At 60.0% G+C, this 26,468-nt stretch carries 24 protein-coding genes and 2 riboswitches; of the genes, 14 read left to right on the forward strand and 10 right to left on the reverse strand.

Annotation, left to right across the window (positions count from 1 at the left end; genetic code table 11):
* Nucleotides 1-104: 104 nt before the first annotated feature.
* A complete protein-coding gene (locus tag DLM86_RS03960) occupies nucleotides 105-407 on the forward strand; it encodes a HesB/IscA family protein (RefSeq protein WP_110838683.1) in 303 nt (100 codons plus the stop codon).
* Between the two features lie 42 nt (nucleotides 408-449).
* The gene (locus tag DLM86_RS03965; protein WP_110838684.1) at nucleotides 450-674 is read left to right on the forward strand and encodes a YuzB family protein; all 225 of its coding nucleotides are present in this window, start codon (nucleotides 450-452) and stop codon (nucleotides 672-674) included.
* 57 nt (nucleotides 675-731) lie between these two features.
* On the opposite strand, the gene DLM86_RS31995 is transcribed toward DLM86_RS03965, so the two are convergent.
* Nucleotides 732-968: a DUF2530 domain-containing protein gene (locus DLM86_RS31995; protein ID WP_158289311.1), complete on the reverse strand. Its 237-nt coding sequence runs from the start codon at nucleotides 966-968 to the stop codon at nucleotides 732-734.
* Between the two features lie 121 nt (nucleotides 969-1,089).
* On the opposite strand from DLM86_RS31995, the gene DLM86_RS03975 reads away from it, so the two are divergent.
* Both DLM86_RS03975 and DLM86_RS03980 read left to right on the forward strand, forming a co-directional pair.
* A complete protein-coding gene (locus DLM86_RS03975) occupies nucleotides 1,090-2,190 on the forward strand; it encodes a glycine-rich domain-containing protein (protein WP_146250148.1) in 1,101 nt (366 codons plus the stop codon).
* 128 nt (nucleotides 2,191-2,318) lie between these two features.
* Nucleotides 2,319-2,407, forward strand: a riboswitch (cyclic di-GMP riboswitch).
* Nucleotides 2,408-2,551: 144 nt separating this feature from the next.
* Nucleotides 2,552-3,445 carry a chemotaxis protein CheB gene (locus DLM86_RS03980; RefSeq protein WP_110839170.1) on the forward strand — a complete coding sequence of 298 codons (894 nt, stop codon included), beginning with the start codon at nucleotides 2,552-2,554 and terminating at the stop codon, nucleotides 3,443-3,445.
* A gap of 102 nt (nucleotides 3,446-3,547) precedes the next feature.
* On the opposite strand, the gene wrbA is transcribed toward DLM86_RS03980, so the two are convergent.
* The gene (gene wrbA, locus DLM86_RS03985; RefSeq protein ID WP_245954374.1) at nucleotides 3,548-4,171 is read right to left on the reverse strand and encodes an NAD(P)H:quinone oxidoreductase; all 624 of its coding nucleotides are present in this window, start codon (nucleotides 4,169-4,171) and stop codon (nucleotides 3,548-3,550) included.
* Nucleotides 4,172-4,296: 125 nt separating this feature from the next.
* Nucleotides 4,297-4,503, forward strand: a riboswitch (cobalamin riboswitch).
* A 182-nt stretch (nucleotides 4,504-4,685) separates the two neighbouring features.
* Between wrbA and DLM86_RS03990 the strand changes: the two genes are divergently transcribed.
* The 8 genes from DLM86_RS03990 to DLM86_RS04025 all read left to right on the forward strand — a co-directional run bounded on the left by DLM86_RS03990 (nucleotide 4,686) and on the right by DLM86_RS04025 (nucleotide 15,817).
* A complete protein-coding gene (locus DLM86_RS03990; RefSeq protein ID WP_110838688.1) occupies nucleotides 4,686-6,968 on the forward strand; it encodes a ribonucleoside-diphosphate reductase subunit alpha in 2,283 nt (760 codons plus the stop codon).
* A gap of 39 nt (nucleotides 6,969-7,007) precedes the next feature.
* Nucleotides 7,008-8,060, forward strand: coding sequence for a ribonucleotide-diphosphate reductase subunit beta (locus DLM86_RS03995; protein WP_110838689.1), 1,053 nt, complete (start codon nucleotides 7,008-7,010; stop codon nucleotides 8,058-8,060).
* A gap of 231 nt (nucleotides 8,061-8,291) precedes the next feature.
* Nucleotides 8,292-10,112 (forward strand): cache domain-containing sensor histidine kinase, encoded by a 1,821-nt coding sequence (locus DLM86_RS04000; protein WP_110838690.1) that lies wholly within the window; start codon nucleotides 8,292-8,294, stop codon nucleotides 10,110-10,112.
* Nucleotides 10,109-11,170 carry a helix-turn-helix domain-containing protein gene (locus DLM86_RS04005; protein ID WP_110838691.1) on the forward strand — a complete coding sequence of 354 codons (1,062 nt, stop codon included), beginning with the start codon at nucleotides 10,109-10,111 and terminating at the stop codon, nucleotides 11,168-11,170. Before DLM86_RS04000 ends, DLM86_RS04005 begins: the two co-directional genes overlap by 4 nt.
* A 223-nt stretch (nucleotides 11,171-11,393) precedes the next feature.
* On the forward strand, nucleotides 11,394-13,067 hold the full coding sequence (locus tag DLM86_RS04010; protein ID WP_158289312.1) for an extracellular solute-binding protein: 1,674 nt from the start codon (nucleotides 11,394-11,396) through the stop codon (nucleotides 13,065-13,067).
* A complete protein-coding gene (locus DLM86_RS04015) occupies nucleotides 13,067-13,957 on the forward strand; it encodes an ABC transporter permease (RefSeq protein ID WP_110838693.1) in 891 nt (296 codons plus the stop codon). The genes DLM86_RS04010 and DLM86_RS04015 overlap by 1 nt, the downstream gene beginning before the upstream one ends.
* 23 nt (nucleotides 13,958-13,980) lie before the next feature.
* Entirely contained in the window at nucleotides 13,981-14,871 is an 891-nt protein-coding gene (locus tag DLM86_RS04020; protein WP_110838694.1) for a carbohydrate ABC transporter permease, read from the forward strand.
* 13 nt (nucleotides 14,872-14,884) lie between these two features.
* Nucleotides 14,885-15,817: a metallophosphoesterase family protein gene (locus DLM86_RS04025; protein ID WP_110838695.1), complete on the forward strand. Its 933-nt coding sequence runs from the start codon at nucleotides 14,885-14,887 to the stop codon at nucleotides 15,815-15,817.
* Between the two features lie 606 nt (nucleotides 15,818-16,423).
* Here the strand turns inward: DLM86_RS04025 and ssuE are convergent.
* Both ssuE and DLM86_RS04035 read right to left on the reverse strand, forming a co-directional pair.
* Nucleotides 16,424-16,969 carry an NADPH-dependent FMN reductase gene (ssuE, locus tag DLM86_RS04030; protein ID WP_110838696.1) on the reverse strand — a complete coding sequence of 182 codons (546 nt, stop codon included), beginning with the start codon at nucleotides 16,967-16,969 and terminating at the stop codon, nucleotides 16,424-16,426.
* 110 nt (nucleotides 16,970-17,079) lie between these two features.
* On the reverse strand, nucleotides 17,080-17,277 hold the full coding sequence (locus DLM86_RS04035) for a YezD family protein (RefSeq protein ID WP_110838697.1): 198 nt from the start codon (nucleotides 17,275-17,277) through the stop codon (nucleotides 17,080-17,082).
* 381 nt (nucleotides 17,278-17,658) lie between these two features.
* Between DLM86_RS04035 and DLM86_RS32640 the strand changes: the two genes are divergently transcribed.
* Nucleotides 17,659-18,087: a hypothetical protein gene (locus DLM86_RS32640; RefSeq protein WP_245954345.1), complete on the forward strand. Its 429-nt coding sequence runs from the start codon at nucleotides 17,659-17,661 to the stop codon at nucleotides 18,085-18,087.
* 121 nt (nucleotides 18,088-18,208) lie between these two features.
* On the opposite strand, the gene DLM86_RS04050 is transcribed toward DLM86_RS32640, so the two are convergent.
* The 6 genes from DLM86_RS04050 to DLM86_RS04075 form a co-directional block, all read right to left on the reverse strand.
* Entirely contained in the window at nucleotides 18,209-18,424 is a 216-nt protein-coding gene (locus DLM86_RS04050) for a YezD family protein (protein ID WP_110838699.1), read from the reverse strand.
* 78 nt (nucleotides 18,425-18,502) lie between these two features.
* Nucleotides 18,503-19,561, reverse strand: coding sequence for a sulfate/molybdate ABC transporter ATP-binding protein (locus DLM86_RS04055; RefSeq protein ID WP_110838700.1), 1,059 nt, complete (start codon nucleotides 19,559-19,561; stop codon nucleotides 18,503-18,505).
* Nucleotide 19,562: 1 nt separating this feature from the next.
* On the reverse strand, nucleotides 19,563-20,477 hold the full coding sequence (gene cysW / locus DLM86_RS04060) for a sulfate ABC transporter permease subunit CysW (RefSeq protein WP_110838701.1): 915 nt from the start codon (nucleotides 20,475-20,477) through the stop codon (nucleotides 19,563-19,565).
* 13 nt (nucleotides 20,478-20,490) lie between these two features.
* The gene (gene cysT / locus DLM86_RS04065; RefSeq protein WP_110838702.1) at nucleotides 20,491-21,327 is read right to left on the reverse strand and encodes a sulfate ABC transporter permease subunit CysT; all 837 of its coding nucleotides are present in this window, start codon (nucleotides 21,325-21,327) and stop codon (nucleotides 20,491-20,493) included.
* 35 nt (nucleotides 21,328-21,362) lie between these two features.
* Nucleotides 21,363-22,463: a sulfate ABC transporter substrate-binding protein gene (locus tag DLM86_RS04070; RefSeq protein WP_110838703.1), complete on the reverse strand. Its 1,101-nt coding sequence runs from the start codon at nucleotides 22,461-22,463 to the stop codon at nucleotides 21,363-21,365.
* Between the two features lie 1,232 nt (nucleotides 22,464-23,695).
* Nucleotides 23,696-24,814: a GntR family transcriptional regulator gene (locus tag DLM86_RS04075; protein WP_110838704.1), complete on the reverse strand. Its 1,119-nt coding sequence runs from the start codon at nucleotides 24,812-24,814 to the stop codon at nucleotides 23,696-23,698.
* A 267-nt stretch (nucleotides 24,815-25,081) separates the two neighbouring features.
* On the opposite strand from DLM86_RS04075, the gene DLM86_RS04080 reads away from it, so the two are divergent.
* Complete coding sequence (locus DLM86_RS04080; protein WP_158289313.1) at nucleotides 25,082-26,455, forward strand: ABC transporter substrate-binding protein; 1,374 nt, start codon at nucleotides 25,082-25,084, stop codon at nucleotides 26,453-26,455.
* Nucleotides 26,456-26,468: the final 13 nt, after the last annotated feature.

The raw sequence follows: 26,468 nt of genomic DNA on the forward strand, positions 1-26,468 counted from the left end.
TTTTATCGGTTTGGGGAGGGGAAGTCCACAAAAGTTAGACGATGCCGCCAAAACGTGGTATCATGTGGGAAAAGCGCACACGTCATAGAAGGAGAGGTTTACGCATGAACGTCAAAATTACGAGAAATGCGGCGAAAGTGCTGCTGAAGGAATTGGAGCAGGAGGAAAATCAGGGGCTGAAGGTGCGGGTGAAGGTAGACTTCTCGCACGGCAATCATGTGCACTACGCGCTCGGCTTGGACGAGCTTACCGAAGACGATATCTTGGTCCAAACGGATAAAGGCATCGAAGTCGTAATGGAGAAAAACGAGCCGATGCTGGACGGCGTCAAAATCGATTACTTGTATTTGCCTAACGAAGGTTTCGTCATCACGAACCCGAGCAAAGGCAATACCGGCGACCATTAAGACGCGATTGCCGGCGCCGGACGGAAAAGGGACTGACGGTACATGGCCAACGACATCCGCATTTGCGACAAATGCAAACATATGAAAATGAAGACGACGCTGGCCAAGCTGCAAAAGCTGGCTCCGGACGCGGACGTCAAGGTGGGCTGCAAGTCGTATTGCGGCCCGTGCTCGCGAGCGGCGTTCATCTTCGTCAACGGACGGTATATAACGGCGCCGACCGAGGACGAAGCGATCGAGAAGGCGAGCAAATATATCAAGGCGTGAAAACGGGACGGCTCCGATCGGAGCCGTTTTTTACGTCCGCCGCCGGCGAGCCGGCCGTTACCGTTTTCGTTTCGCGGCCGGATCCGGGCGTCTCCGCGGCGCGCGTCTCGCCGCGTTGCGCTGCTTGAGCAGGTAAGCGCCGTTCAGCAGCCCGGCCAAGCCGCCGAGCACGAGTACCGCCTGCAGCCAGACGTCGTCCCGCTCGTACAGGAGGACGACCGCGGTGGCGGCGGCGAAAGCGAGCGCGATGACGAGCTCGAGAACGGCGAGGACAAGCAGTTTATTGGTTCGCATCGATGTTCGGATCCCTCTTCTCTCGTTCGGAACGTTCGTCGGAAAATGGTTTGCGCCTATATTATACCAAACCTTTCGTGCTATAGTGGGAAGAAAAGCGTTCGGAAGGAGACAACGGACTATGGAAGCGATTATCGTCATCGTCATCGTGTTGTTCGTCGTGCTGGCGCTGCTCCGCAGCGCCTCGAACCGGCAAGGAAGCCGAAGCGCGGGAGGCGGAGGCGGGGCGCCGCGTGCGCCGCAGAACGCCCGCGAGCCTTATAGGACCGGCGCGCTGCCCGAGAAGCTGGGGCTGGCGCCGGACGTGCCGTTGACGGAAACGGCCGAACGGCTGGAGCGGGCGTTCGCCGCGTCGTTCGGCAGCTCGCTGAAGCGCCGCGTCTTGGATAAGTACCCGCGGATGACGGAAGCGGAGTACGACTGGAAGCTGCTCGAGCTGAAACGGTATTTGCTCCTGAATGCGGTACTGAAAAGCGTGCCGATGTTCAGCTCGGAAGTGGACGACATCTGGCACGAAATGCTCATGTTTACGCGGGAATACGAGACGTTTTGCGAAAGCTGGAACGGCCGGACGGTCCACCACGCTCCCCATGGGGAGGCGGTGCCGATGCCGGGGGAACGGGCCTGGTTCGACTGGGTATACAGCCAGCTGTTCGTGCCGACGCCGTACAGCGGGCAAATCTGGCGCGGCTTTTTCCGCCACCCGCTCGACGAGAAGCTCATCCGGACGTTCGAGACGGAATCGGACGATTCGATCGTAGGAGCGGTGTTCAACCGCGCTTCGTCGGAACGCAATCCGGAGGCGGGGCGGACGATCGGACTGCTCGTCCGGCGAATGAAGGAGCAGATCGCGGCCAACCGGGCCGCGGCATCGTCTCCGCAAGCGGCCGTGCGCCAGGAAGCGCGGTCGCCGAACGCGGCGTTCACCGATTCGGCCGGCTACGGGATGCTCGCCTCGTCGATGCTGCTGTTCTCGATGACCGACCCGCTCGATTACGAGCGGCGGATGGAGGAGGTGCTGCCGGAGGAGGAGAAGCGCAACCAATCGTCCTGCGGCGGCTCCGCCTGCACCGCTTACGACGGGGAAGGCGGAGACGGCTCGAACGGCGATTCCGGCTCCGATTCCGGCGGAGGGTCCGATTCCGGCGGCGGCTCGGACGGGGGAAGCTCCTCGTGCAGCTCCTCGTCGTGCTCCTCGGGCTGCGGCGGGGGAGGCGACTGAGCCCGCGTCCGTTCGGACGCCGGCGGTATCGCGGGACTTTGGACCCGCGCCGGGGGACACATTCGATTTACAAGGCTCGGTCGATGTAGTATATTGGCCATATACCTTCATAAATACGCGCGAACGACGTTTCGCGTCCGCAAACTTCTCGAAAGGGAAGGACGCAAAGCTATAGGGACTTCCGTACGTTCGCGTGCCATGTCAGCCAGCTGCCGCCGCGCGAGCGCATTCGTGCCCAAGCAGACGACGACGCCCGGTACCGTACGCAGGTACCGGGTTTTTTGGCGTGCGCTGCCGGGGGCTTCATCCCCGCCTCGCACCGCATCACGACATACCGTCTGGAGTGATCCGCTTGAGCCGAATGCAAGCACGCCCCTTGTTCGAACGGCCCGATAAACGAATCAACGTGCTGATCGTGGACGCCTCGGCGCTGTTCCGCGCGAAAATGGCGCGTACGCTCGGGGAAGCGCCGGGCGTCGCCGCGATCGAGACGGCTCGCGGCCCGGTCGAGGCCCGGGCGAAGCTCGCCTCGTTCCGGCCGGACGTCGTCGTCGTCGACGACGTCGCGAAGATGCGGCCGGAGCTGCTTCGCGAGCTCGCGGCGAAGGCGATCGTCGCGACCGCCTCCGACGTCGCGGGAGCGATCGGGGCGCGGCCCGCGGCCGCTCCCGCTTCGGCGGCGGCCCGGGTCATCGCCGTCGGCGCCTCGACGGGCGGGACGGAGGCGACGCATCTGCTGCTGTCGATGCTGCCGGCCGATATGCCGGGCATCGTCGTCGTGCAGCATATGCCTCCGGGCTTTACCCGGTCGTACGCCGAGCGGCTCGACCGGGAGACGGCGTTCGCCGTCAAGGAGGCGGCGTCCGGCGACCCGGTCTTGCCGGGGCGAGTGCTCATCGCTCCCGGCGAATGCCAGATGAAGCTGAAGCGGTACGGCGACGGCTACCGCGTCGACATTTTCAAGGGCGACCGGGTCAGCGGCCATTGTCCGTCCGTCGACGTCCTGTTCGAATCGGTGGCGCAGACGGCCGGAAGCCGGTCGATCGGCGTCCTGCTGACCGGGATGGGCAGCGACGGCGCGAAGGGGCTGCTGTCCATCCGCCGGCAGGGCGGCCGGACGTACGGGCAGGACGAGGCGACGAGCGTCGTATACGGGATGCCGAAGGCGGCGCTCGCGCTCGGCGCCGTGGAGAAGCAGCTGCCGATCGGCCGGATGGCGCAGGCGCTCGTGGCGGCGACGCGCCCCGGCGCTTGAGCCGGCCGGTCCGGCTTCGGCCTTCGCATACGCAATAACCCCCGAGCCGGGGACGAATCGCTTCGTCGTCCTCGTCCGGGGGTTATTTTATGCGCTGCTCGTTTACTTGCCTTGGCCCGCCTTCACCCAGCCGGCCACGGTTACCGTGCGGCGGGCTTGATGCTTGGCCGCCTGCAGCACGGCGTCGTCGATTTCTCCGCTTTCGTTCGCGGTCACGCTCGTGCCGTACGGGTTGCCGCCCGCCTGGAACGTGATCGGATCGGTATAGCCCGGAGCGGCGACGATGGCGCCCCAGTGGTACATCGACGTGTACAGCGACAGGACGGTCGCCTCGTGGCCGCCGTGCGGGTTGCTCGCGCTCGTCATCGCGGAGACGACTTTGTTGACGAGCTTGCCCTGGAACCAGAGACCGCCGGTCGTATCGAGAAACTGCTTCATTTGCGAAGGCATGTTGCCGAAGCGCGTCGGCACGCTGAAGATGATCGCGTCGGCCGCCTCGATGTCGGCGTGCGTCACCTCGGGGACGTCCTTCGTCGCTTCGACGTGCACCTTCCACGCCGGGTTGGAGGCGATCGCCGACTCCGGAGCGGTTTCCGGCACGCGCACGATTTTCACGTCCGCGCCGAGCTCCTTGGCTCCTTCCGCCGCCGCTTGGGCGAGCTTGTAGTTCGTTCCGGTGGAGCTGTAATACACGATAACCAGATTGACGTTGCTCACGATTCGCATCCTCCTTATTTTGATGAACCACATTCAATATTCTCCGTTTGGGCCGTCCGTATGCAAAAGTTGGCGATGTTTGACGAAAAGGATTGACAAACCCCATATATTGAGTTTTAATAGAGTTCGCACAACTACATATTGTGGAAACAGGTGCTTCATGCCGGACGCCTTCAGGCGCCGCCATAAGCTTAATAGGGAAGTTCGATGCAAGTTCGACGCGGTCCCGCCACTGTAATAGGGGAGTCTCCGCCGCCATGCGCCACTGGTCGCCCGACCGGGAAGGCCGACGGAGACGAAGATCCTTGAGCCAGGAGACCTGCCTGTTTTCGTGCCACACGGTTGTACCTACGCGGATAGGGAGGTGTTGGAATGGTGACGGATCGTATTCCCGCCTGCTTCGGGTCGGGTTTTCGTTAGGGCATTTCAGCGTCTTCTTCGCGACAAGACGCCGGAATGCTCTTTTTGGTATGCACGGCAAGGCAACGGATCTTAATTTACGGGACGAGGGGAACGGACGACGATGAACGTACTGAAACGGAACGGCACGACGGAACAGATGGAGTTCGCCAAATTCAAAAAAGTGATCGATTTCGCCGTAGCGGACAGCGGCTTGCCGGCGCTCGAGCTGGAGCAGGCGCTGCTGCCCCAGCTGAAGGAGGGGATGCGCACGAAGGAAATCCAGCGCATCCTGATCCAGACGGCGGCGGAGCGGACGACCGTATCGGAGCCGGGCTGGGACAAGGTGGCGGCGCGGCTGTACTTGTACGACCTGTACAAGGAGGCGGCGATCAGCCGCGGCTACGGCAAGACGCGGTTCGGCTACGGGCCGTTCCACAAGCTGCTGCGGATGCTGACCGACCTCGGCTTGTACGGCGCCTACGTGCTGCAAGGCTACAAGAAGCGGGAGGTCGACGAGCTGGGCGAGTACATCAAGCCGGAGCGCGATTTTCTGCTCACGTACGTAGGGGCGAAGACGCTTGCGGAACGGTACTGCGTGCGCGGCTACGGCAAGGAAGTGTACGAGCTGCCGCAGGAGGCGTTCATGGGCGTGGCGATGGCGCTGGCTCTGGCGGAACGGCCGGAGGAGCGGGTGCATTGGGCGAAAATGTTTTACGACGTCATGTCCCGGCTCCAGATGACGGTGGCGACCCCGACGATGGCGAACGCGCGCAAGCCGCACCATCAGCTGTCCAGCTGCTTCATCGGCACGATGGACGATTCGCTCGACTCGATTTTCGACGTCGTGGACAAGTTCAGCCAAGTGAGCAAGTACGGCGGCGGCATGGGCATCTACATCGGCAAAGTGCGCGCCACGAACTCCGACATCCGCGGCTTCAAAGGAACGAGCGGCGGCATCATCCCGTGGGTGCGCATCGTGAACGACACGGCGGTCGCCTGCAACCAGCTCGGGGTGCGCAACGGGGCGGTCAGCGTGACGCTGGACATTTGGCACCGCGACATTTGGGAGTTTCTGAGCTTGAAGACGAACAACGGGGACGACCGGCGCAAGGCGCACGACATTTTCCCCGCCGTGTCGATTCCGGATTTGTTCATGCGTCAGCTGAAAAAAGAAACGCGCGTGCGCGACGGCAAGTTTTACTTGATGTGCCCGCACGAGGTGCGCAAGGCGACGGGCTGGAGCCTGGAAGACTTCTTCGACGAGACGGAAGGGGAAGAGGGCGAATTTTCGAAGCGGTATTGGGCGTGCGTCGATCACCCGGACATTCCGAAGGTCGAGGTGAACCCGCTCGATTTGCTCAAGGAGATCATCCGCTCGAATACGGAGACGGGAACGCCGTTCCAGTTTTTCCGCGACACGGTCAACCGGATGAATCCGAACAAGCATGCGGGCGTCATCTATTCGAGCAACCTGTGCACCGAAATCGCCCAAAACATGTCGCCGGGCGGGGAAGTGCGCCGTACGATCGTGCGGGACGAGGACGGCAACGAGGCGGTGGCGGAAATGCGGACCGCCGGCGACTTCGTCGTATGCAACCTCGGCTCGATCAATCTCGGCCGGGTGCATACGGAGCAAACGGTCGCCGAGGTCGTCCCCGTCATGGTGCGCATGCTCGACGACGTCATCACCGTCAACCGGCTGCCGGTCAAGGAAGCGGAGCTGACGAACCGGCAATACCGCGCCATCGGCATCGGCACGTTCGGCTACCATCATATGCTGGCGCTGAACGGCATTCCGTGGGAGTCGGAGGAGCATATCCGCAAGGCGGACGAGCTGTACGAGACGATCAACTATTACGCCATCGAGGCGAGCTGCGGGCTGGCCGAGGAGAAGGGGGCGTACCCCGTGTTCGAAGGGTCCGAATGGGAAACGGGCGCTTACTTCGAGCGGAGGGGCTACACGAGCGAGCGTTGGAAGGCGCTGGCGGAACGGGTCGCGCGGCTCGGCATGCGCAACGGCTACTTGATGGCGGTCGCGCCCAACGGCTCGAGCTCGCAGTACGGCGGCTCGACGCAAAGCATCGACCCGATCTACGACAAGCTGTACTTGGACGAGAAGAAGAAGGCGGTCGTGCCGATCGTCGCGCCGGACTTGACGCCGGAGACGTTCTGGCTGTACAAGGAGGCGCACAAGATCGACCAGTCGTGGAGCATCCGCGCTTGCGCCGCCCGCCAGCGCCATATCGACCAATCGCAAAGCTTCAACCTGTACGTGACGCCGCAGACGAAGGCGGCGGACATCGCCAAGCTGTACGTGTCCGCCTGGGAGTCCGGCATGAAGACGATTTATTACACGCGCAGCCGCAGCCTCGAGGTGGAGGACTGCGTATCCTGCTCGGCCTGATTAGGAACATTCCCAACCATCCCGGAGGTGCCCGCATCCATGCTTCAACCGAAACCGCTGTTCAACCCGCAAGCCGACACGAGCTACGGCAAACGCCGGCTCATCGGCGGCGAGACGTCCAACCTGATGATGCTGAGCAACAACAAGTACGGCTGGTCGTATCCGCTGTACAAGACGATGATGCAAAACTTTTGGATTCCGGAAGAAATTTCGCTCGGCCAAGATAAAATGCAGTACGAAACGCTGGAAACGGCGGAGCGGGAGACGTTCGACAAAGTCATTTCGTTTCTCGTCTTTCTCGATTCGCTGCAGACGGTCAACTTGCCGAACATCAACGACTATGTCACGCTGCCCGAGGTCAACCTGCTGCTCAACATCCAGACGTACCAAGAGGCGCTTCATTCGCAAAGCTACGGCTACGTTTTGGAGAGCATCGTCGGTCCCGAGCAGCAGCAGCGCATTTACGACATCGCGGTCAAGGACCCGTTCCTGCTGAAGCGCAACCGGTACATCGCCGACTGCTACCAGGAGTTCATCGACCGGCAGTCCGAGGTAGGCTTCGTCAAGGTGATGATGGCGAACTACATCCTGGAAGGCATCTACTTCTACGCGGGCTTCAGCTTCTTCTACAACCTCGCCCGCTTCGGCAAAATGACCGGCGTCGGCACGGAAATCAAATATATCAACCGCGACGAGCTGACGCATTTGGCGCTGTTCCAGAACATGTTCCGCGAGCTGCGCAAGGAGCAGCCGGAGCTGTTCACGCCCGCGCTCGAGGCGGAGCTGCGCGAAATGATGAAGGTGGCGCTCGACTACGAGTCGGAATGGGCGGCTTATGCGATCGGGGACCGGATCCAGGGGTTGAACATCGCGTTGATCGAGCAATATTTGCGCTATATTTCCAACTACCGGCTGGAAGCGATCGGCTTGACGCCGCTTTATCCCGAGGTCGATCAAGACCCGCTGCCGTTCATCCGCCAGTTCACCAACTTCAACCAGACGAAAACGGACTTTTTCGAGGAAAAAGTGATCAACTATGCGAAGGCGGGCTCCGATCTTGATCTGGACGGGCTCGACGAGCTGGATTTGTAAAGACGAGCCAGGCGGGCGGCATGCTCGATGAGAGGAAGGGCGAGTGCGAAACGCCCAAGTCGGACCCCGGGGGATAAGAACCCCGGGGTTTTTCGCGCCGACCGGACTTGCCGCCGGCCCAACCCCGATACAAAATTCCACATGCCGAACGCCATTTTCACCTCACGGCCGCAGGGCGATCCGGTTTATAATGGAATATACGCCTTATGACCGAGCCCAAGGATGTGAGACATGATGAAAGCGTTTTATCGCCGATTCCGCCGTCCTCCGGAGGAACGGCCTCCCCGATCGTTCCGCCAAAAGCTGTTCGTCGGGCTGCTCGTCAGCACGGTCGTCCCGATTATGCTGATCGGCGCCGTGTCCTACTACGTCATCTTCGTCATTTTGGATAACAAAGCGGCGAACGGCATCCAGAGCACGCTCCTTCAAGCGCGCGAGAATCTCGAAAAATCGTACGCCAATTTGAACTACGTCGCGCAGCAGCTGACCGGCAAAAACCTGCAGCTGCTGTACCGGTCGACAGACCCCGTGGAACGGTATTTGCTCAGCCAGCAAGTGTACGAGCATTTGCAGCTCGTCAGCTTCACGAATCCCGACACGGGTCTTTTTTATATGTACGATCCCGAAACGGGCGAAACGTTTTATCAAAACCAGCCGTTCCGTGCCGACGCGAAGCCGTCCGACATGCCGTCGCTGACGACGAGGAAGGGCGTGACGTATTACGGCCCTCGCCGGACGCTCGCCTACGGGGAGGAACTCGTGCTGGCCGTTTCGCGTCCGGTCAATATTATGCAAAACTCCGCCATGACCTTGTATGCGGAGACGAGCGCCGGCTTGTACGACCGGCTGTTGAACGGCCGCCAGTACGGCATGAACGTGACGCAGGCGCTGACGGACGAGTCCGGCACGATCGTTTTCAGCCAAGACGAGACGCTGTTCCCGCCCGGCTCCGCGCTGCCGGTAGGATCTGGGGAAGAACGGTACCGGATCGCCGACGATTATTACTACTTCCGCGAGACTAGCGGCGAGCAGGGCTGGTCGATCTATGCGATCGTGCACAAGTCGAATTTCCAGCGGGAAATCAAAAGCTGGACGATCGCCTGGCTTGCGATCGGCGCGGCGTCGCTGTTGTTCAGCGCGGGCGTCGGCTGGTCCATATGGCGTCTGTTCGATTTCCCTCTGCGCAAGTTGAACCGGGAAATCCGCGAGCTGGGCGACAGCCGGTTCGACGACGAGAGGCGGATCCGCGAGCCGATCCGGCCTACGCAAATCGTCGAATTCGACGTGCTGCTGAACAAATTCCGCGACATGCGCGTCAACATCTGGTCGCTTCTGAGCGAGCTGAAGAGACGGGAGGAGGACAAGCGGCATTTGGAGGTTGAGAAGCTGGTCGCGCAGATCAATCCGCATTTCCTGTACAACACGCTCAACACGGTGCAGTGGCTGGCCAAGGCGAAGGGCGAGCAAGAGATCGTCGGTCTCGTCACCGTGTTCATCCGGCTGCTCCGCTACAATTTGGGCAAGGACGGGGGGCTCGTGCCGCTGCGCAAGGAGATCGAGGCGCTGCGCGACTATGTGGCGCTGCAGCAAATCCGCTACCACTACGAATTTCCGGTATCGATCCATGCCGATCCGCGGGCGCTCGAAGTGCCGGTGCCGCGCTTTCTGCTGCAGCCGCTTCTCGAGAATGCGCTTTATCACGGGCAGCCGGACGAAGGAAGCGCGATCGAGCTGACCGTAGCGGCCGACGAGGAAAACCGGTATATCACCGTGAAGGTCAAGGACAACGGCAAAGGGATGACTCCGGAGCAGGTCGCCAAGCTGCTGCGGAAGGACGTGCCCGAGAAGGAAAAAGTCGGCATGGGCATCGGACTGAACTATGTGAACACGATGCTGGGCGTTCATTTCGGCGACGAGGAAGGGCTTCGGGTCAGCAGCTCGCCGGATAGAGGGACGACGATGGAATTCCGCATCCCGGCAGGCGCGAACGGAGGCCGTCGGACGGACGGCGGAGCGGACATTCGTTACGAGAGGGAGGAGGGCGAATCGTGATCCGGGCGTTGATCGTGGACGACGAATATTTCGTGCGCAAAGGGCTGATCACGACGATGCCGTGGAACGATTTCGGCATCGAGATCGCGGGCGAGGCGGCGAACGGGGAAAAAGCGCTGGAGTGGATGGGCGGGCATCCCGTCGACCTGCTCGTCACCGACTTGTCGATGCCGGTCATGAACGGCTTCGATCTGATGCGGAGCGTCAAGGAGCGCTATCCCCACGTCCGCGTCATCGTGCTGACGTGCCACGAAGATTTCCATTATGTCCGGGATGCGCTCCGACTGGGGGCGATCGACTACATCGTGAAAACCGAGCTGGAGCAGGAAAGCATGGAAGAGGCGCTGCGGCGGGTCGTCCGCCGGCTGAACGAGCTTGCGGAAGGGGCGCCTCAAGAGGGGGCGGCGCCGGCCGGGCGGACCGAATGGTCCGACGAGGACGAGAATCGGCTGCAGCAGCGGATGGTCGAGTGGCTTCCGCTCCATTGGACGATGAAGGACGACGAGTTCGAGAGGCTGCGAAGGGAGCTGGCGGAGCTGCGCCCGCCCGTGCCGAAGCTGCAAAAAGTGGCGCACTATTGGCTCGTCGAATGGAACCGGACCTTGCACGCGCCGTTTCTTCGCGATTGGCTGAACCGGATCGATGCGATCGGCGATCGGCCGGCGTGGGAGTCGTTTCTGTCCGAGCTGCGCGACAGGCTGCGGCGGCATCTGCAGGCCGCGGCGTATCCGGAGGACGTGACGCTGCGCATTTTGCGGGCGGCCGATTGGGTCAAGACGAATATGGACGCCAAAATTACGCAAGTGTACGTCGCCCGGACGCTCCATATGAGCCGGGGGCATTTCAGCAAAAGCTTCCGCGATTTGATCGGCAAGCCGTTCCCCGACTATATCAAGGAGCTGCGCATCGCGAAGGCGAAGGCGCTGCTGCTGCAGACGGCGAAGCCGATTGCCGACATCGCGGAGGAATGCGGCTTTCTCGACCACCGGTATTTCAGCAGACAGTTCCGGGAAGAGACGGGCATGCTGCCCTCCGAGTACCGAAGCGCCCAAGTGTGAAAAACGGCCGCGCGACGCATCGCTTTTTCCGTTAGCCGGGAGCCTTCGTGTCTTGCATCGCCTGGTGGGTGCGAAAAATGTCCCGGACGGGTGCGAATCGCGGCCCGAATCTTTTTCCCGTTTTCCGCATCGGCAGCGGCAAAGCTGGCTCACGCTTCGTCGGGGCGGCGATGTACGATGGAGACGGAACGCCAAACTTTGGTCAAACATGGGGGAGTGCCAAGTGAATCGAACGACGACGAGAGCGGGCTTGCTGCTGGCGGCGGCCGCGATGATGGCCGTATCGGGCTGCGGCGGTGCGAAGGAAGCGGACGATCCGGGAAAGGCCGGTACGTCGCTTGCGGCGGAACAACCGGAGCCGATGGGCAAGTACAAGGAGCCGGTCGCGATCAAGATCGGGTTTTACAATCCCGGCGACGTGAAATGGCCGGAAGGCTCCGGCGACACGCTGACCGACAACCGGTATACGCGGCTGATCGAGGACAAGCTGAACATCAAGATCGAGCACGCCTTCGAGGTGCCGCAATCGGGCTACGAGGAGAAGGTAAGCCTGCTCATCTCGAGCAACGACGTGCCCGACTTCCTGTTCGTGTCCGAAGGACAATTCAAAATATTGGCCGAATCGGACATGCTCGAAGATATGACGAAGCCGTACCGGGACTATGCCTCTCCGCTGCTGAAGGAGGTCATCTCGGGTTTCGGCCCGGAGTTTCTCAAAAAAGTGACGTACGACGGGAAAATGCTCGGCATTCCGTCCACCGTGCCGGCCCACGATAACGACGGCGTCGTCTGGATCCGCAACGACTGGCTCCGCAACGTCAACATCGAGCTGAAGCCGTCGATCACCGTCGACGATCTGGAGAAGGTGGCCCGGGCGTTCATTTCGCAGGATCCGGACAAGAACGGCAAGGCCGATACGTTCGGGCTGCAGAGCACGTCGTCCTTCGTCACGTCGACGATGGGCTACAATTCGCTGGACCAAGTGTTCACCGCCTACAAGGCGTTCCCGAAAATATGGACGAAGGACGCGTCCGGCAAAATCGTGTACGGCTCCACGCAGCCGGAGATGAAGCAGGCGCTCGGCAAGCTGCGGGACTGGTACGCATCCGGGCTGCTGGACAAAGAGTTCGGGACGATCAAGCCCGACCAGTTCGCCAAAGACATAAGCGCCGGCAAGGCGGGCATCTCGCTCGGCTATACATGGGCGCCGATGAAAGCGCTGGCGGATTCGGTCAAAAACGACAAAAACGCGGAATGGGGCGCCTACATGCTCGTCGCCTCCGACGGCAAGCTGCACGCGAGACAGCCGAACCCGATGGGCCGCATCATGGTCGTGAAGAAAGGCGCCAAGCACCCGGAAGCGATTCTCAAATTGATCAATTTGTTCGCCGAGCTGGACAACAACAAGGCGTCCACGCCGGGACCGTACGCCGACAGCCCGGGTACGAACTGGACCGTTCGCCCGATCCAGGCGACGTTCCGCACGAAGAACACGGTGCTCGACCGGTTTCAGCGGTTCCAGGACGCCGCCGCCGGCAAGCTGAAGCGGGACCAGTTGCCACCGTCGGACGTGGGCATTTACGACAACTACTTGAAAGGCATGGACGCGCTCAAGGCGTCGCCGCAGGATTGGGCTTACGTGCTGTACCAATTTCACGGCGGCCAAATTCCGCTCAGTCCGAACGTGACGGAAGTGTACAGCCAATTTTACGGCATAACGAAAACGATGGAGCTGAAATGGGCGAACTTGGCGAAGCTCGAAAACGAGGCGTTCATCCGCATCATCGTCGGCGACAAGCCGGTCGACTACTTCGATACGTTCGTCTCCGAATGGAAGAGGCAGGGCGGCGACGAAATTACGAAGGAAATCGAGAAGGAAGCGGAGCGTCTCAAGTAATGGAGCCGAAACGCATCCAAATCCATTACCACCTCATGCTGCTGCCCGGTATGATCGTGCTTGCGATCTTCCAATTTTATCCGATGCTCGGGGCGGTCATCGCGTTCAAAAAGTTTTTGCCCGCGAAGGGCATCTGGGGATCGCCGTGGGTAGGGCTCGACAACGTCAAGTTCATGTTCCAAATTTCCGACAGCCGCGAAATATTTTTCAATACGATCTACATCGCGTCCATGAAAATCGTCGCGCACCTGATCGTCCCGCTTCTGTTCGCGCTGCTGCTGAACGAAATCCGGGTACGGTACTTCAAACGGTGGGTGCAGACGATCGTGTACTTGCCCCATTTCATGTCGTGGGTCGTCCTGTCCGTCATCGTCGTGAACATGTTGTCGCTGCGCGGCATCGTCAATCAGGCGCTCGGGGCGTTCGGCGTCGAGCCGATTCTGTTCCTCGGCAGCAACTCGTGGTTTCCGTTCGTGCTCGTCGGCAGCGACGTGTGGAAAGAGTTCGGCTTCAAGGCGATCGTCTACTTGGCGGCGTTGACCGCGATCAACCCTTCGCTGTACGAGGCGGCCGAAATCGACGGCGCTTCGCGCTGGCAGAAGATGCGCTACATTACGCTGCCGGGCATCGCGACGACGGTCGTCCTGCTGCTGACGCTGTCGCTCGACAACGTGCTGAACGCCGGCTTCGAGCAGGTGCTCAATTTGTACAATCCGCTCGTCTACGCGTCGGGAGACGTGATCGACACGTACGTGTACCGCGTCGGATTGATTCAATCGCAATACGGGATCGCCAGCGCGGTCGGGCTGATGAAGTCGGTCGTCGGCTTCGTCCTCATCGTCCTCTCGTATCAGTTGGCCGCCCGGTTCGCCAATTACCGGATTTTTTGAGACGTCAGAAAGGGGGGAATCGCGTGGTCATCTACGGCAAAAGCAGAGGAACCCGGGCGGTCGACGGCTGCATCGCACTCGCCTTGATCGTCGTCGCGGCAGTCTCCCTGTTCCCGATCCTCAATTCGGTCGCCATCTCGTTCAGCGAAAAGGCGGCCGTCTCGGCGGGGCGGGTCACGGTGCTGCCGGTCGACTTCAGCTTGGCCAACTACAAGACGCTGCTGCAGGACCGGCAATTTTTCGCCTCGTTCGGCGTGTCGCTTCAGCGGGTGGCGCTGGGCGGCGCGCTGCAGTTCGCGCTGACCGTCCTGATGGCGTTCCCGCTGTCGCGGGACGGCAAGCGGTTTTACGGCCGCAACGTCTATATGTGGGCGGTCGTGTTCACGATGCTGTTTCACGGCGGACTCATCCCGTGGTATACGACGATCCGCTCGCTCGGGCTGATCGATACGATCTGGGCGCTCGTGCTGCCGGGTGCCGTGCCGGTATTCAACGTCATTTTGCTCATGAACTTTTTCCGCAACTTGCCGAAGGAGCTGGACGAGGCGGCCATGATGGACGGAGCGGGGCCGTGGTACACGATGCTCCGGATTTATTTGCCGTTGTCGCTGCCGGCGCTGGCCACAGTGACGCTGTTCAGCGTCGTCGGACACTGGAACGCGTTTTTCGACGGCTTGGTGCTGACGCACAGTCCGGAGCATATGCCGCTGCAAACGTACATCAATACGTTGATGGTTCAACCGGCCCAATGGGAGGATTTGGACCCGGAGACGTTGAAAACGTTAATGCAGACATCGGATCAGGGACTGAACGCGGCCAAGGTGTTCGTCAGCATGATACCGATATTGATCATTTATCCGCTGCTGCAGCGCTACTTCATTCACGGCATCGTGCTCGGCTCGGTAAAAGAATAAGACGGAGGATTTTATGACGGCAAACGCGACGATCCGATTCGGCATTATGGCCGATGTGCATCACGATTTCTCGTACCGCGCGGAGGAGCGGCTCGAAACGTTCATCCGCGACATGGAGCGGGCCGGGGTCGACTTCATCGTCCAGCTGGGCGACTTTTGCTTCCCGATCCCGGAAAACCGGCCGTTTCTGCAGCTGTGGAACCGGTTCCCCGGCCCGAAATATCATGTGCTCGGCAATCACGACATGGATCGCAACGACAAGCGGACGGTTATGGACTTTTGGGGAATGGAGCGCAACTACTACTCGTTCGATTGCGGCGCGTACCATTTCGTCGTGCTGGACCCGAACCATATGCTGCTGGACGGGAAGTACGAGGATTACGCCTTCGGCAACTACCACAAGCATCGCGATGCGATCAACCATTTGTCGCCGGACCAGCTCGAATGGCTGGAGCGGGATTTGGCGGCGACGGACAAGACGACGATCGTGTTCAGCCATCAAAATTTGGAGTCGCCGTATAACGATTTCAACTACGGCATCCATAACGCCGACGCATTCCGGGCCGTCCTGCGGGGAGCGAAGAGGGCGGACGGGAGCCGCAAGGTCGTCGCCTGCATGAACGGGCACAACCATCTGGACGGCGTCAAGGTGATCGATGATACGTATTACATCCATATCAACAGCATGTCTTACTTCTACATGGGACGCGATTACAAGCGGGTGCGCTATTCCGAGGAAGTGTCGGAGCGGTATCCGATATTGGCGATATCCGCGCCGTACCGCGATCCGCTCTATGCGATCGTGACAGTGGAGCCGGGGGTGCTGCGAATCGAGGGCAGGGAGACCGAATTCGTCGGTCCTTCGCCGCTCGAGTGCGGGCACAAAAACTCGTCGGGCGGACATCCGGTAACGGCGGTCGTTTCCGACCGGACGTTGAAGTATTGAGGTGAGAACGGGAGGGGCTTGGAGCCGGCCGGGAGGTCGACTGCAAGCCCTTTGTCGCGAGATTGCCGCCTTGAAGGCGTGTCTTTGCGGAAGCGAAGCGTCCGCCATGCATAGCGATGCTTGCGGCGGTGCTCGGCGGCGCAGCGGGTGGCGGATCGGCCGGCGTGAGGCGCCCGGCGCTCGACCGTGTCGCCGGCTTGGCCGGCATAAACCGCCCGGCGCTCGACCGTGTCGCCCGTGCTCGGGGTCTCTGTTGGATTCCATCCAATAGAAGGGTACAGCCAGGTACCCATAAGAGCGCCTCATTGGAAAAAAATCCAATGGATTCTCCTCCAACCGTGTCTGTTCGGCCCGGTTAGGATGATTCTGCTGGATAAAATCCAATGAAGCGAAAGCGGTGGGAGAGCTTCGACGTTTCGTCCCGTACAACGAAAACGATCGCAATATCGAGGTCGTTCCTCCACGAAGCAGGCCGATACGCGAGTTTGCTCGCATTCGCCGGCCGTTTGCGGCGTCTACCCGCGAAGAAGCGCGATGCCGAGAACGATCAGTACGACGGCATAGACATATGCGAGCTTTTTGTCGTCGAATAACATGGCGGCGGGGTCACACGTTCACGCGGACCGTATCGAGCTCTTCGGCGAACCCGAGCAGCGCGTCGTGCAGCCGTTTGCGCGCCTCGTCCTCGATGAGCAGACGGCCTTGGTCGTCGCGCAGCACTTGGGAGTCGACGATGTAGACGCCGGTCTGGATGCGCGTCGCGCCGAGGGCGGACAGCACGGGCTTCAACGCGTAATCGATCGTCAGCAGATGCGCGATCGTCCCGCCGATGGCGACGGGCAGCACCGGCTTGCGGACGAGCCCTTTTTGCGGCAGCAGGTCGAGGAACGATTTCAATAGCCCCGTATACGCCGCCTTGTATACCGGCGTGGCGATGACGACGGCGTCGGCGCGCTCGATCGCCGCGGTCGCTTTCACGATTTCCGGGTCGTCGAACCGGGCGTGCACGAGCGCCTCGGGCGGCAAATTTCGGACGAGCAGCCGCTCGACGTGAAAGCCGGCGCTTTCCAGCGTCGTATGGGCGAAATCGAGAATGCCGTTCAGGCGGGAGGACGGGGTCGGACTTCCGGAAAGAAGAACTACGTTGGGCATAATAGACACCTGCTTTCGATATGGAGTATAGAAAAGAAAAAAGAGGCTTCCGGCACGCGCATCCGTCGAAACGGAGGCGGGGCGCGAAAGCCTCCGGCGGTCCGGCGGGCTTATCGGGCTTTCGGTTTTACGGCTTGGGGCCGGTTGTGGCTCTGGGCGAAGGCGTCGAATCGCTTTCGCTCGGTCCGCTCGATTTGGACGATTCTCCCGTCGTGCACGATAATTTGCACGCTTCCGTATTCCAAGCCTTTCACGCTGTCCAAAATCCGGTCGGTCCAAACGTCGTCCAGTTGTACCGCATTGCTCATCGTTCATCCCTCCGCAATGTGTTCAAATTAATTTACTTATATTCCTATAAGTTTAGTTGGAATACTTGATGATTGCATCGTAACACTGCCGTTGCCCCCTGTCAATCGGGCGAATCGATGTTGTTGGAATGGAAAAAAGCCGCGGCGAAAACGGGGCGGAGCAGGGAGAAAATCCGTGGATCCGGGCGAAGGGAACGCCAAGCGGGAACACTTTCGATCAAAATGGAGCGTTTCCGCCACCGGCCTCGCGCGCAGCGGCAAGAAGCTGCTAGTATACACAACGGCGGCAGCCTCGTTACACCAAAGCGCAAAATTCCGCAACATTATTACGATATATGGCGTCTTCCTATTTGACGTTATATTCATCCGAGGAGGGAATTCGTGAGAATCGTCGCGATCCTATTGGTATTGATGAGTTTCATTATTGTCGGCTGCGCCAATGAGGCGGGGGATAACGATAAAACCGTCCTAACCGCGGAACAGATAAAAGCGACGTTCGAGGCGCACGATATTCGGTTGTCGGAGCCGAAAGGATTGAATCCGGGAAACGTGTTTTTAAGGATGTTGAATCAAGTCGCACCCGAAGCTTATTCCATTCATGAAAATCAGCTTATCAGCATCTATGTCTATTCCTCGGGTCAACAGGCTGAAAAAGGATTAAAGGACTTTGAGGAGAAGACGGCGGCGGCCACCGTCGTCCCACACAGCAAATACCGAATAGCGAACGTTTTGCTTTTCTACGTTGCGGGACCCGCATTGAAAGATGAACGCGTTGAAAAAGTGGCGGAGGGATTGCTGGTTACCAAGTGACGACTGCCATGTGCGAAACGGGGAGCGGCACGACGGAATCGACCGGGGCGACTCCGCCCGCCGCTTCGCCTCGCACAAAAAAGCTTCCATACCCGTCGCGGGTCGGAAGCTTTTTTGCGCTCTAGCGCTTATTTTTGCGTTTGCCGCCAGGGGACCGGGCGGATTCGTTCGCATGCGGGGCCGACGATGCGGAATCGAACCGTTTCCGTTCGGTCCGCTCGATTTGCACGATTTTGCCGTCATGCACGACGATATGCACGCTGCCGTACTCCAAGCCTTCCACGCTGTTCAAGATGCGCTGCGCCCAGACGTCGTCCAATTCAACGGGACCGCTCATACCGCATCCCTCCTTATCGCCTAAAGTCGCTTCGGACGGCACCTCTCGTTGCGGCCGGATGCCGGCCGCTCCGGCCCTTCAAATGTTCACGGGCATCGGGTCGGTTTTCATGCCGTTTTCCACGATTCGCGAATGCTCGTCGTTGAACAGGTAGAGCCGGTGAATGAGGACGAGCACCTCGTCGCCGGGACGGAGCGCCTCCTTCTCCAGCGAGCGGTAAGCGAAGACGGACTGGGTACCGAGCTGCACCTCCACCTGCCAGCTGCTTCCGCGGAAAAAGACGTTGCGCACGACGCCCGTCTCGGCGGCCAGCGGCGTCGCCAGCTCGCCGGGCTTGCCGATCTCGACGAATTCGGGCCGGATGATCGCTTTGGCCCCGGGCAGCTCATCCTCGAAGCCTTTCAGCCGGGACGGCTCCGGCAGCTGGCTCGATTCGCCGATGAAGCCGGCGACGAACGGCGTATGCGGGTTTTTGTAGATGTCGATCGGGGAGCCTTTCTGCTCGAGCCGGCCGCCGCTTACGATCATGATCTCGTCGGCGACCTCGACCGCTTCCTCCTGGTCGTGCGTCACGAAAATCGTCGTGATGCCGATCCGCTCGATCGTCGATTTCAGCCAGGCGCGCAGCTCCTTGCGCACCTTCGCGTCGATGGCCGCGAACGGTTCGTCGAGGAGGAGCAGATGCGGCTCCGGCGCGAGCGCTCGGGCGAACGCCACCCGTTGGCGCTGGCCGCCGGACAGTTGGTTGGGGTACCGCTTCTCCAGCCCTTTCAAGCCGGTCAGCTCGATCAGCTCGGAGACGCGCGCCTTGATGTAGGCTTTCGGCTTCTTTTGGACGGTCAAGCCGAAGGCGATATTGTCGTATACGCTCATATGGCGGAACAGCGCGTAGTTTTGGAAGACGAAGCCGATGCCCCGCTGCTGCGCGGGCACGTCGTTCACCCGTTTGCCGTCGATGTAGATATCGCCGGAATCGGGCGTCTCCAGCCCCGCCAGCATGCGGAGGATCGTCGTCTTGCCGCCGCCGCTCGGCCCGAGCAGTCCGACGAGGCGGCCTTTCTCGATGCCGAAGCTGACGTCGTCGGAGGCGATGTAGCCGCCGAACGTTTTTCTCAATTGATTCACTTCGATGTACATATCAGTTCCCTCCCGTAAGCTCCGGGCGCTCCGCTTGAGCGGCCGCTACGGCCTGATGGTGCTTCCATTCGACGAAGCTTTTGACGATCAGCGTGACGAGCGCGAGCAGGACGAGCAGCGAAGCGACCGCGAACGACGCCGCCATCTTGTATTCGTTGTACAAAATTTCCACGTGCAGCGGGATCGTGTTCGTCTCGCCGCGAATATGGCCGGATACGACGGAAACGGCCCCGAATTCGCCCATGGCGCGCGCGTTGCACAGGATGACGCCGTAGAGAAGCCCCCACTTGATGTTCGGGAGCGTCACCCGGAGGAACGTCGTCCAGCCGCTTGCGCCGAGGCTGGCGGCCGCCTCCTCCTCCTGGTTGCCCTGCGCCTGCATGAGCGGGATCAGCTCGCGGGCGACGAACGGGAACGTGACGAAGATGGTGGCCAGGATGATGCCCGGCAGCGCGAAGATGATCGGGAAGCCGCGCTCGATGAACCACGGCCCGAACCATCCTTGTGCGCCGAAGAGCAGCACGAAGATGAGACCCGAGATGATCGGGGAAATGGCGAACGGCAGGTCGATCAGCGTGACGAGCAGCTGCTTGCCGCGAAATTGGAACTTGGCGATCGCCCACGCCGCCGCGATGCCGAATGCGGTATTGAGCGGAACGGCGACGGCGGCGGTGATGAGCGTCAGCCGGACGGCCGAGCGCGCCTCCGGATCGACGAGCGCTTCGAAGAATACGTCGGCTCCTTTTTTGAACGCTTGCGTGAAGACGGTAATGAGCGGCAGGATGAGCACCACGCCGATGAACAGCAAGGCGATGCCGATGAGCACCCACTTGACGGCGGCGGACTCGCTCGTGGCGGTCGTCCGGGGTCGGCTAGCGGGAGCGGCGGTCGTGCGGGCGGCTACGGTACCGGCCATGTCGATTTCCTCCTTAGGCTTGAATCGTGCGACGGCTGGCGCGCCATTGCAGCACGTTGATGACGAACAGCAGCACGAACGAAAGGATCAGCATGACGAGGGCGATCGAGGTGGCGCCGGTGTAATCGTACTGCTCGAGCTTCGTCCGGATTAGCAGCGGGGCGATCTCCGTCTTCATCGGCATGTTGCCGGAGATGAACACGACCGAGCCGTATTCGCCGATCGCCCGGGCGAACGCCAGGGCGAAGCCGGTCAAGAGAGACGGCAGGACGGCCGGGAAGATGACGCTGCGGAACGTCCGCCACCGGGAGGCGCCGAGCGAAGCGGCCGCTTCCTCGACGTCCTTTTCCAAGTCCTCGAGCACGGGCTGAATCGTCCGGACGACGAACGGCAAACCGATGAAGATGAGGGCGAACGTAATGCCGAGAGGCGAATAAGCGGTTTTGATGCCGAATTGGCCGAAGAAGCTTCCGAGCCAGCCGTTCGGGGCGTAGATGGCGGTCAAGGCGATGCCCGCCACGGCCGTCGGCAGGGCGAAGGGCAAGTCGACGAGGCCGTCGACGAGCCGCTTGCCGGGAAACGTGTAGCGCACCAGCACCCACGCCACGACGAGGCCGAATACGGCGTTGACGATCGCGGCGTAAAAGGCGGTGCCGATGCTGACCTGGATGGAGGCGATCACGCGAGGATCGGTGACCGTCTCCCAAAACTTGCTCCAGCTTTGGCCGGTCGACTTGATGACGATGCCGGCCAACGGGAACAGCACGATCAAGCTCAAATACAAGACGGTGAAGCCCATCGATAGGCCGAAGCCGGGTAATACGGATCGTGTTTTTGTGGAGGATGCCACGGTTCAGGTCACTCCTGTCACCTTGATTCCGGTCGTTACTTGGCCGGTTTGTAAATTTGATCGAAAATGCCGCCGTCCGCGAAATGCGTTTTTTGGGCTTTTTGCCAACCGCCGAACTGTTCGTCGACCGTAATCAGGTTGATTTTCGGGAACTGCTTTTCGTATTTTTTGGCGACCGACTCGAGGCGCGGGCGGTAAAAGTTTTTCGCGGCGATGTCTTGGCCTTCCTCGGTGTACAAATAGTCGAGGTACGCTTGCGCGACTTCGCGGCTACCTTTTTTGTCGACGACTTTATCGACGAGCGAAACGGGCGGCTCCGCCAAAATGCTGAGCGACGGCACGACGATTTCAAACTTGTCGGCGCCGAACTCCTTCAGCGACAGGAACGCTTCGTTCTCCCATGCGAGCAGAACGTCGCCGATGCCGCGCTCGACGAACGTCGTCGTGGAGCCCCGGGCGCCGGAATCGAGCACCGGTACGTTTTTGAACAGCTTGGAGACGAAGTCTTTCGCCGCGTTTTCGTCGTTGTTGTTGTTTTTCAGCGCGTAGCCCCAAGCGGCCAAGTAGTTCCAGCGGGCGCCTCCGGACGTTTTCGGGTTCGGCGTAATGACGCTGACGCCGGGCTTGATCAGATCGTTCCAGTCCTTAATTCCTTTCGGGTTGCCTTTGCGGACGAGGAACACGATGGTGGACGTGTACGGCGAGCTGTTGTCCTTCAGCCGTTTTTGCCAGTCGGCGTTGATCAGCCCTTTCTCCTGGATCGCGTCGATGTCGTAGGCGAGCGCCAGCGTGACGACGTCGGCCTGGATGCCGTCGATGACGGAGCGGCCTTGGCTGCCGGAGCCGCCGTGCGATTGTTTGACGGTCACCTTTTGGCCGGTTTTGCCTTCCCAATATTTCGAGAACGCTTTGTTATATTCTTCGTACAGCTCGCGCGTCGGGTCGTAGGATACGTTCAGCAGCTCGACCGGAGGCTTCGGCGTCGTCTTCGCGTCGGTCGACCCCGCCGTCGCCGGTTTGTCGGAGCCGGCGGCAGGCGTCTTGTCGCCGCCCGACGCGGTCGTTCCTCCTCCGCAGGCGGTCAAGCTTCCGAGCAGCAAGGCGAAGATGGCGGTAAGCAAAATCGGTTTTTTCATACGGTTCAGACTCCTCTTTTTTCGTTTATAAGGTTGGTTTTGGATCAGACACTTCTCCCCCGCCATAAGGCGAAACGTCTCCGGTTGACCGGTTGACCAATTAATCCTATAAATAAAGTAGGGATTATTATGGGTGCAATCGTATCACCGCTGGGGGATACTGTCAATACGAGTTGCACATTATGTTATTTTTGGAAAAAGCGGTTCGTCCGTGAAGGCCCGAAAGCCGATTTCAGCGTAATTTCCCGGCGATTTCGCTATGCCGCGCGCCGACTTTCGTTCATCATGAACATTTGCGAAACCGATAAGGAAAAGTGATAAATCGGACATGGATCAGGCAAAGCCGCAATCCATCCGATTGCACCAAAATCTACCGCTTGGCGCGGTCGCACCTCATCGAATTGCATCGATTGATTTTGGTATAAATCGGACATGGATCAGGCAAAGCCGCGATCCATCCGGTTGCACCAAAATCTACCGCTTGGCGCGGTCGCACCTCATCAAATTGCATCGATTGATTTTGGTATAAATCGGACATGGATCAGGCAAAGCCGCGATCCATCCGGTTGCACCAAAATCTACCGCTTGGCGCGGTCGCACCTCATCGAATTGCATCGATTGATTTTGGTATAAATCGGACATGGATCAGGCAAAGCCGCAATCCATCCGATTGCACCAAATCCGCTCCCGCACTGCTCCCGATGGTACCATATGCGGCACCGGGGAAGACGGTTCCAGCCGACGTCGAGCCCATTCCCGGCGACAGGGCAAGACGATCCGCGGCCTTGTGCAACCCAATAGCCTTGCCCATCCGCGGCCGGCAAATCGATTCGGTTCAAGCGGATAGCGGGTTTTCTCATTTTCGTGATCCCTCTGCAACTGCTGCTCGTCTTCGACAACTATTACGGCATGAAGGTCGTAAGGGAGCAGGGAGCGAACTAGAACCGGAATATTTGAGTACACGGGAGAGGTCTGTCTGCAGGAAGGAAGGGCAGTTACGGGGGAAGCAAGCCCGTTCTCGGACCGCTTCACGTGGAGAGAACGATTCGATCTCGCCGGTATCCGAAAAACGAAAGCCGGCGAAAAAGAAAAAGTCAGCCCGGATGCGCGAATGCGCGAGCATGCCCGGCCGTTGCAAGCGTACGCCGAAATCTCCCGTCCGAAAACGGACGGGAGAGACGGCAATCGCGATGAAAAGTATGCGGCTCCATCGAGAGCCCATGGAGCCCCCGTTATCGATCCGAAGGGCCGCCGGCCGCCGGCGGCGCCGTGCTTCCCCGCACGACCAACGCCGGCACGATCTCCTCCTTCGTCGGCGCCGCATCGGATGCGCCCGGCACGTGCCCGCACAGCAGCCCGGCGGCGCGAACGCCCATCTGGTACGTGTTCTGGTTGACGGTCGTCAGCCCCGGATAGACGAACCGGCTGATCCGGATGTCGTCGAAGCCGACGAGACTGAGCCGCTCGGGAACGCGAACGCCCCTCTCCTCCAAAGCGCGGAGGCAGCCGATCGCCTTCACGTCGCTTGTGGCGAACACCGCCGTAGGCGGATCGTCCTGATCGAGCAGACGGAGAATGCCCTCGTAGCCCATCGCTTCCGCCTCCGTATCCCCGGGCATCATCGCCACGAGCCGCTCGTCCATCGCAATATGGTTCAATTGCAGGGCGAGCCGGTAGCCTTGCAGCCGGAGCGAAAATTCCTGGTTCATGTCGTACAGCGAATTGCCCGTCAAAATGATGCCGATCCGCTTATGGCCGAGCGTCAGCAAATGCTGGGTGGCCAAGTAGCCTCCCGTCAGGTTGTCGATGATGACGTACGGGATATCCAGATGCGGGTAATAGAAATGAACGGTGACGAGCCGGCGGTTTTCGCTTTTCCACCGGTGCAGCCGCTCGACGGGAAACAACGGATGGGGGACCAGAATAACCCCGACGTCCGCCCCCTCCGGGAAATCCTCGCTTCTGTCGTAATTCCAGCAGTACAGCTCCAAGCCGCGCTCCCGGCAATACGCCTCGACGCCGTCCAGCAAATCGCCGTAGTATCGTTCCTCGATCAACAGCGACTTGGCGCCGGGCAAGCCGATATAAATCCGCTTCAACCCTTCCGGAGCGGGGGGAGGAGGCGCGTGGACGCCCCTTACGAACGTTCCTTTGCCCCGAACCCGATAGATGAGCCCCTCATCGACCAATTCCTCCAACGCTCTCCGAATCGTAATCGCGCTCGTATCGAACTGCTCGGTCAAGCTTTCCTGACTCGGAAACGGTTCGTCGGGTGCGAAGTCGTTGTTCAAAATGCTCCGCTTCAGCTCGAGGAAAACTTGCTGGTATTTCGGAATATGTGGTTCCGCCATGTGATCGCACTCCTTATTGTGCAAAGTATACTTTAAAACAAACTCGAATTCAAGCGGCAACGCGTCGGACGTGAAGGAATGCGGCTGGATTGCGCAATTTTAAAGGATTATCGAGCGAAATTCCATCTGCAGCGAAACCGAAATAAACTCGAGTATATTTTGATAAAAGTATACATTAAATAATTTTGTATAAAAAATATCTTGTTAAAGTATATTTTGTTATATATAATGAACGCGAAGTCAAATCGATTCATGGGGGATGAGCGAATGAAGCGATACGGAGCGCGCCGGATGGCGACGTCGGCGATGACGGTGCTGCTGGCCGCGGCGCTGGCGGCTTGCGGAGGGTCGAGCGGAGCCGGGACGGACGAAGCCCCGGCGGAACCGGCGCCGAAGAAATCGAACGAGCCGGTCACGTTGAAGGTGGCCACCTGGGTGCCCAAAGAAAACGAAGGCTTTCAAGCGATTCCGAAAGCGTTTACGAAGAAGTTCCCGAACGTGACGGTGGAATGGATTTTCGTGCAGAACGGGCCCGGAGGCGTGTACAACGCCCTGACCGAGAGCATCGCGGCGAACGATCCGATCGACGTGTTCTGGCACAACAATTTTCCCGATACGGTGACCAAAGATTTCGCGGAGGATTTGACGCCGTGGACGTCCAAGGATCCCGAGTTCAAGAAGTATCCGTTTTTGCCCGGACATTTGGAGACGTTCCAGTGGAAAGGCAAACAGTACGCCCTCTCCCGGGGCAACGACGTCTTCGTCGTCTTCTACAACAAGGATCTGCTCGCCAAGTACGGACTGGAGGCTCCCAAGGACAATTGGACGTGGGAGGACCTGAAGGCGATGGCGAAGAAAGCGACGAACCCGGCGGAGAAGCATTACGGCATATCGAACCATTCGTCCTGGTTCCAATTTGGCGCGACCGTTCTGCCCTACGTCAACGGGCACGCCGACAACATCAATATGCTGAACGCGGACATGACGAAAAGCGTCGCCGATCAGCCGAAGGTGCTCGACGATTTGGCCTGGATGCAGGATTGGATCAAGAAGGACGGCATCATGCTCAATCCGCGGCGGTCCAAGGAGGCGGGCGTCGCCGAGGCGCAAGGGTCGACCTGGACGAACGGCCAATCGCTCTTCCACCTTCACGTGTCGCCGAGCATCGCGGGCTTCAAGACGTCGCTCAAGTTCGCCTGGGATGTGGCGCCGATGCCGGCCGGCTCGAAGACGCAAGCGTCTCTCGCCTTCAACAACCCGATGTTCGTCTCCAAGGCGTCGAAGCATAAGGAGGAGGCATGGGAGTTCGTCAAGTTTTGGGCGGCGACCGCCGAAGGCCAGAAGCTGCTGATCGACGCGGGCGGAACGTTCCCGAATACGAACGACCCGGACATCGTCAACCATTTCAAAACCAACAAGCTGTACGAAGGACTGAACACGGCGGCGCTCGTCTATTCGAGCGGCAAGGCGAAGATCGATCCGACGATCGTAGGGCTGGGCGGGACGCTCAACGCCGGGCTGTTCGTGCCGTGGGCGACCGTCAAAGGATTCGCCGAGGAAGAGTCGCCGTACGACTACTTCCCGCCGAAGGTGGAGAAGTTGAACAAAGATTTGCAGGAACTGGCCGCCAAGTTCAAATAATCGGCACCGAACG

The sequence above is a fragment of the Paenibacillus flagellatus genome (assembly GCF_003217775.1).
Lineage (GTDB): Bacteria > Bacillota > Bacilli > Paenibacillales > NBRC-103111 > Paenibacillus_AB > Paenibacillus_AB flagellatus.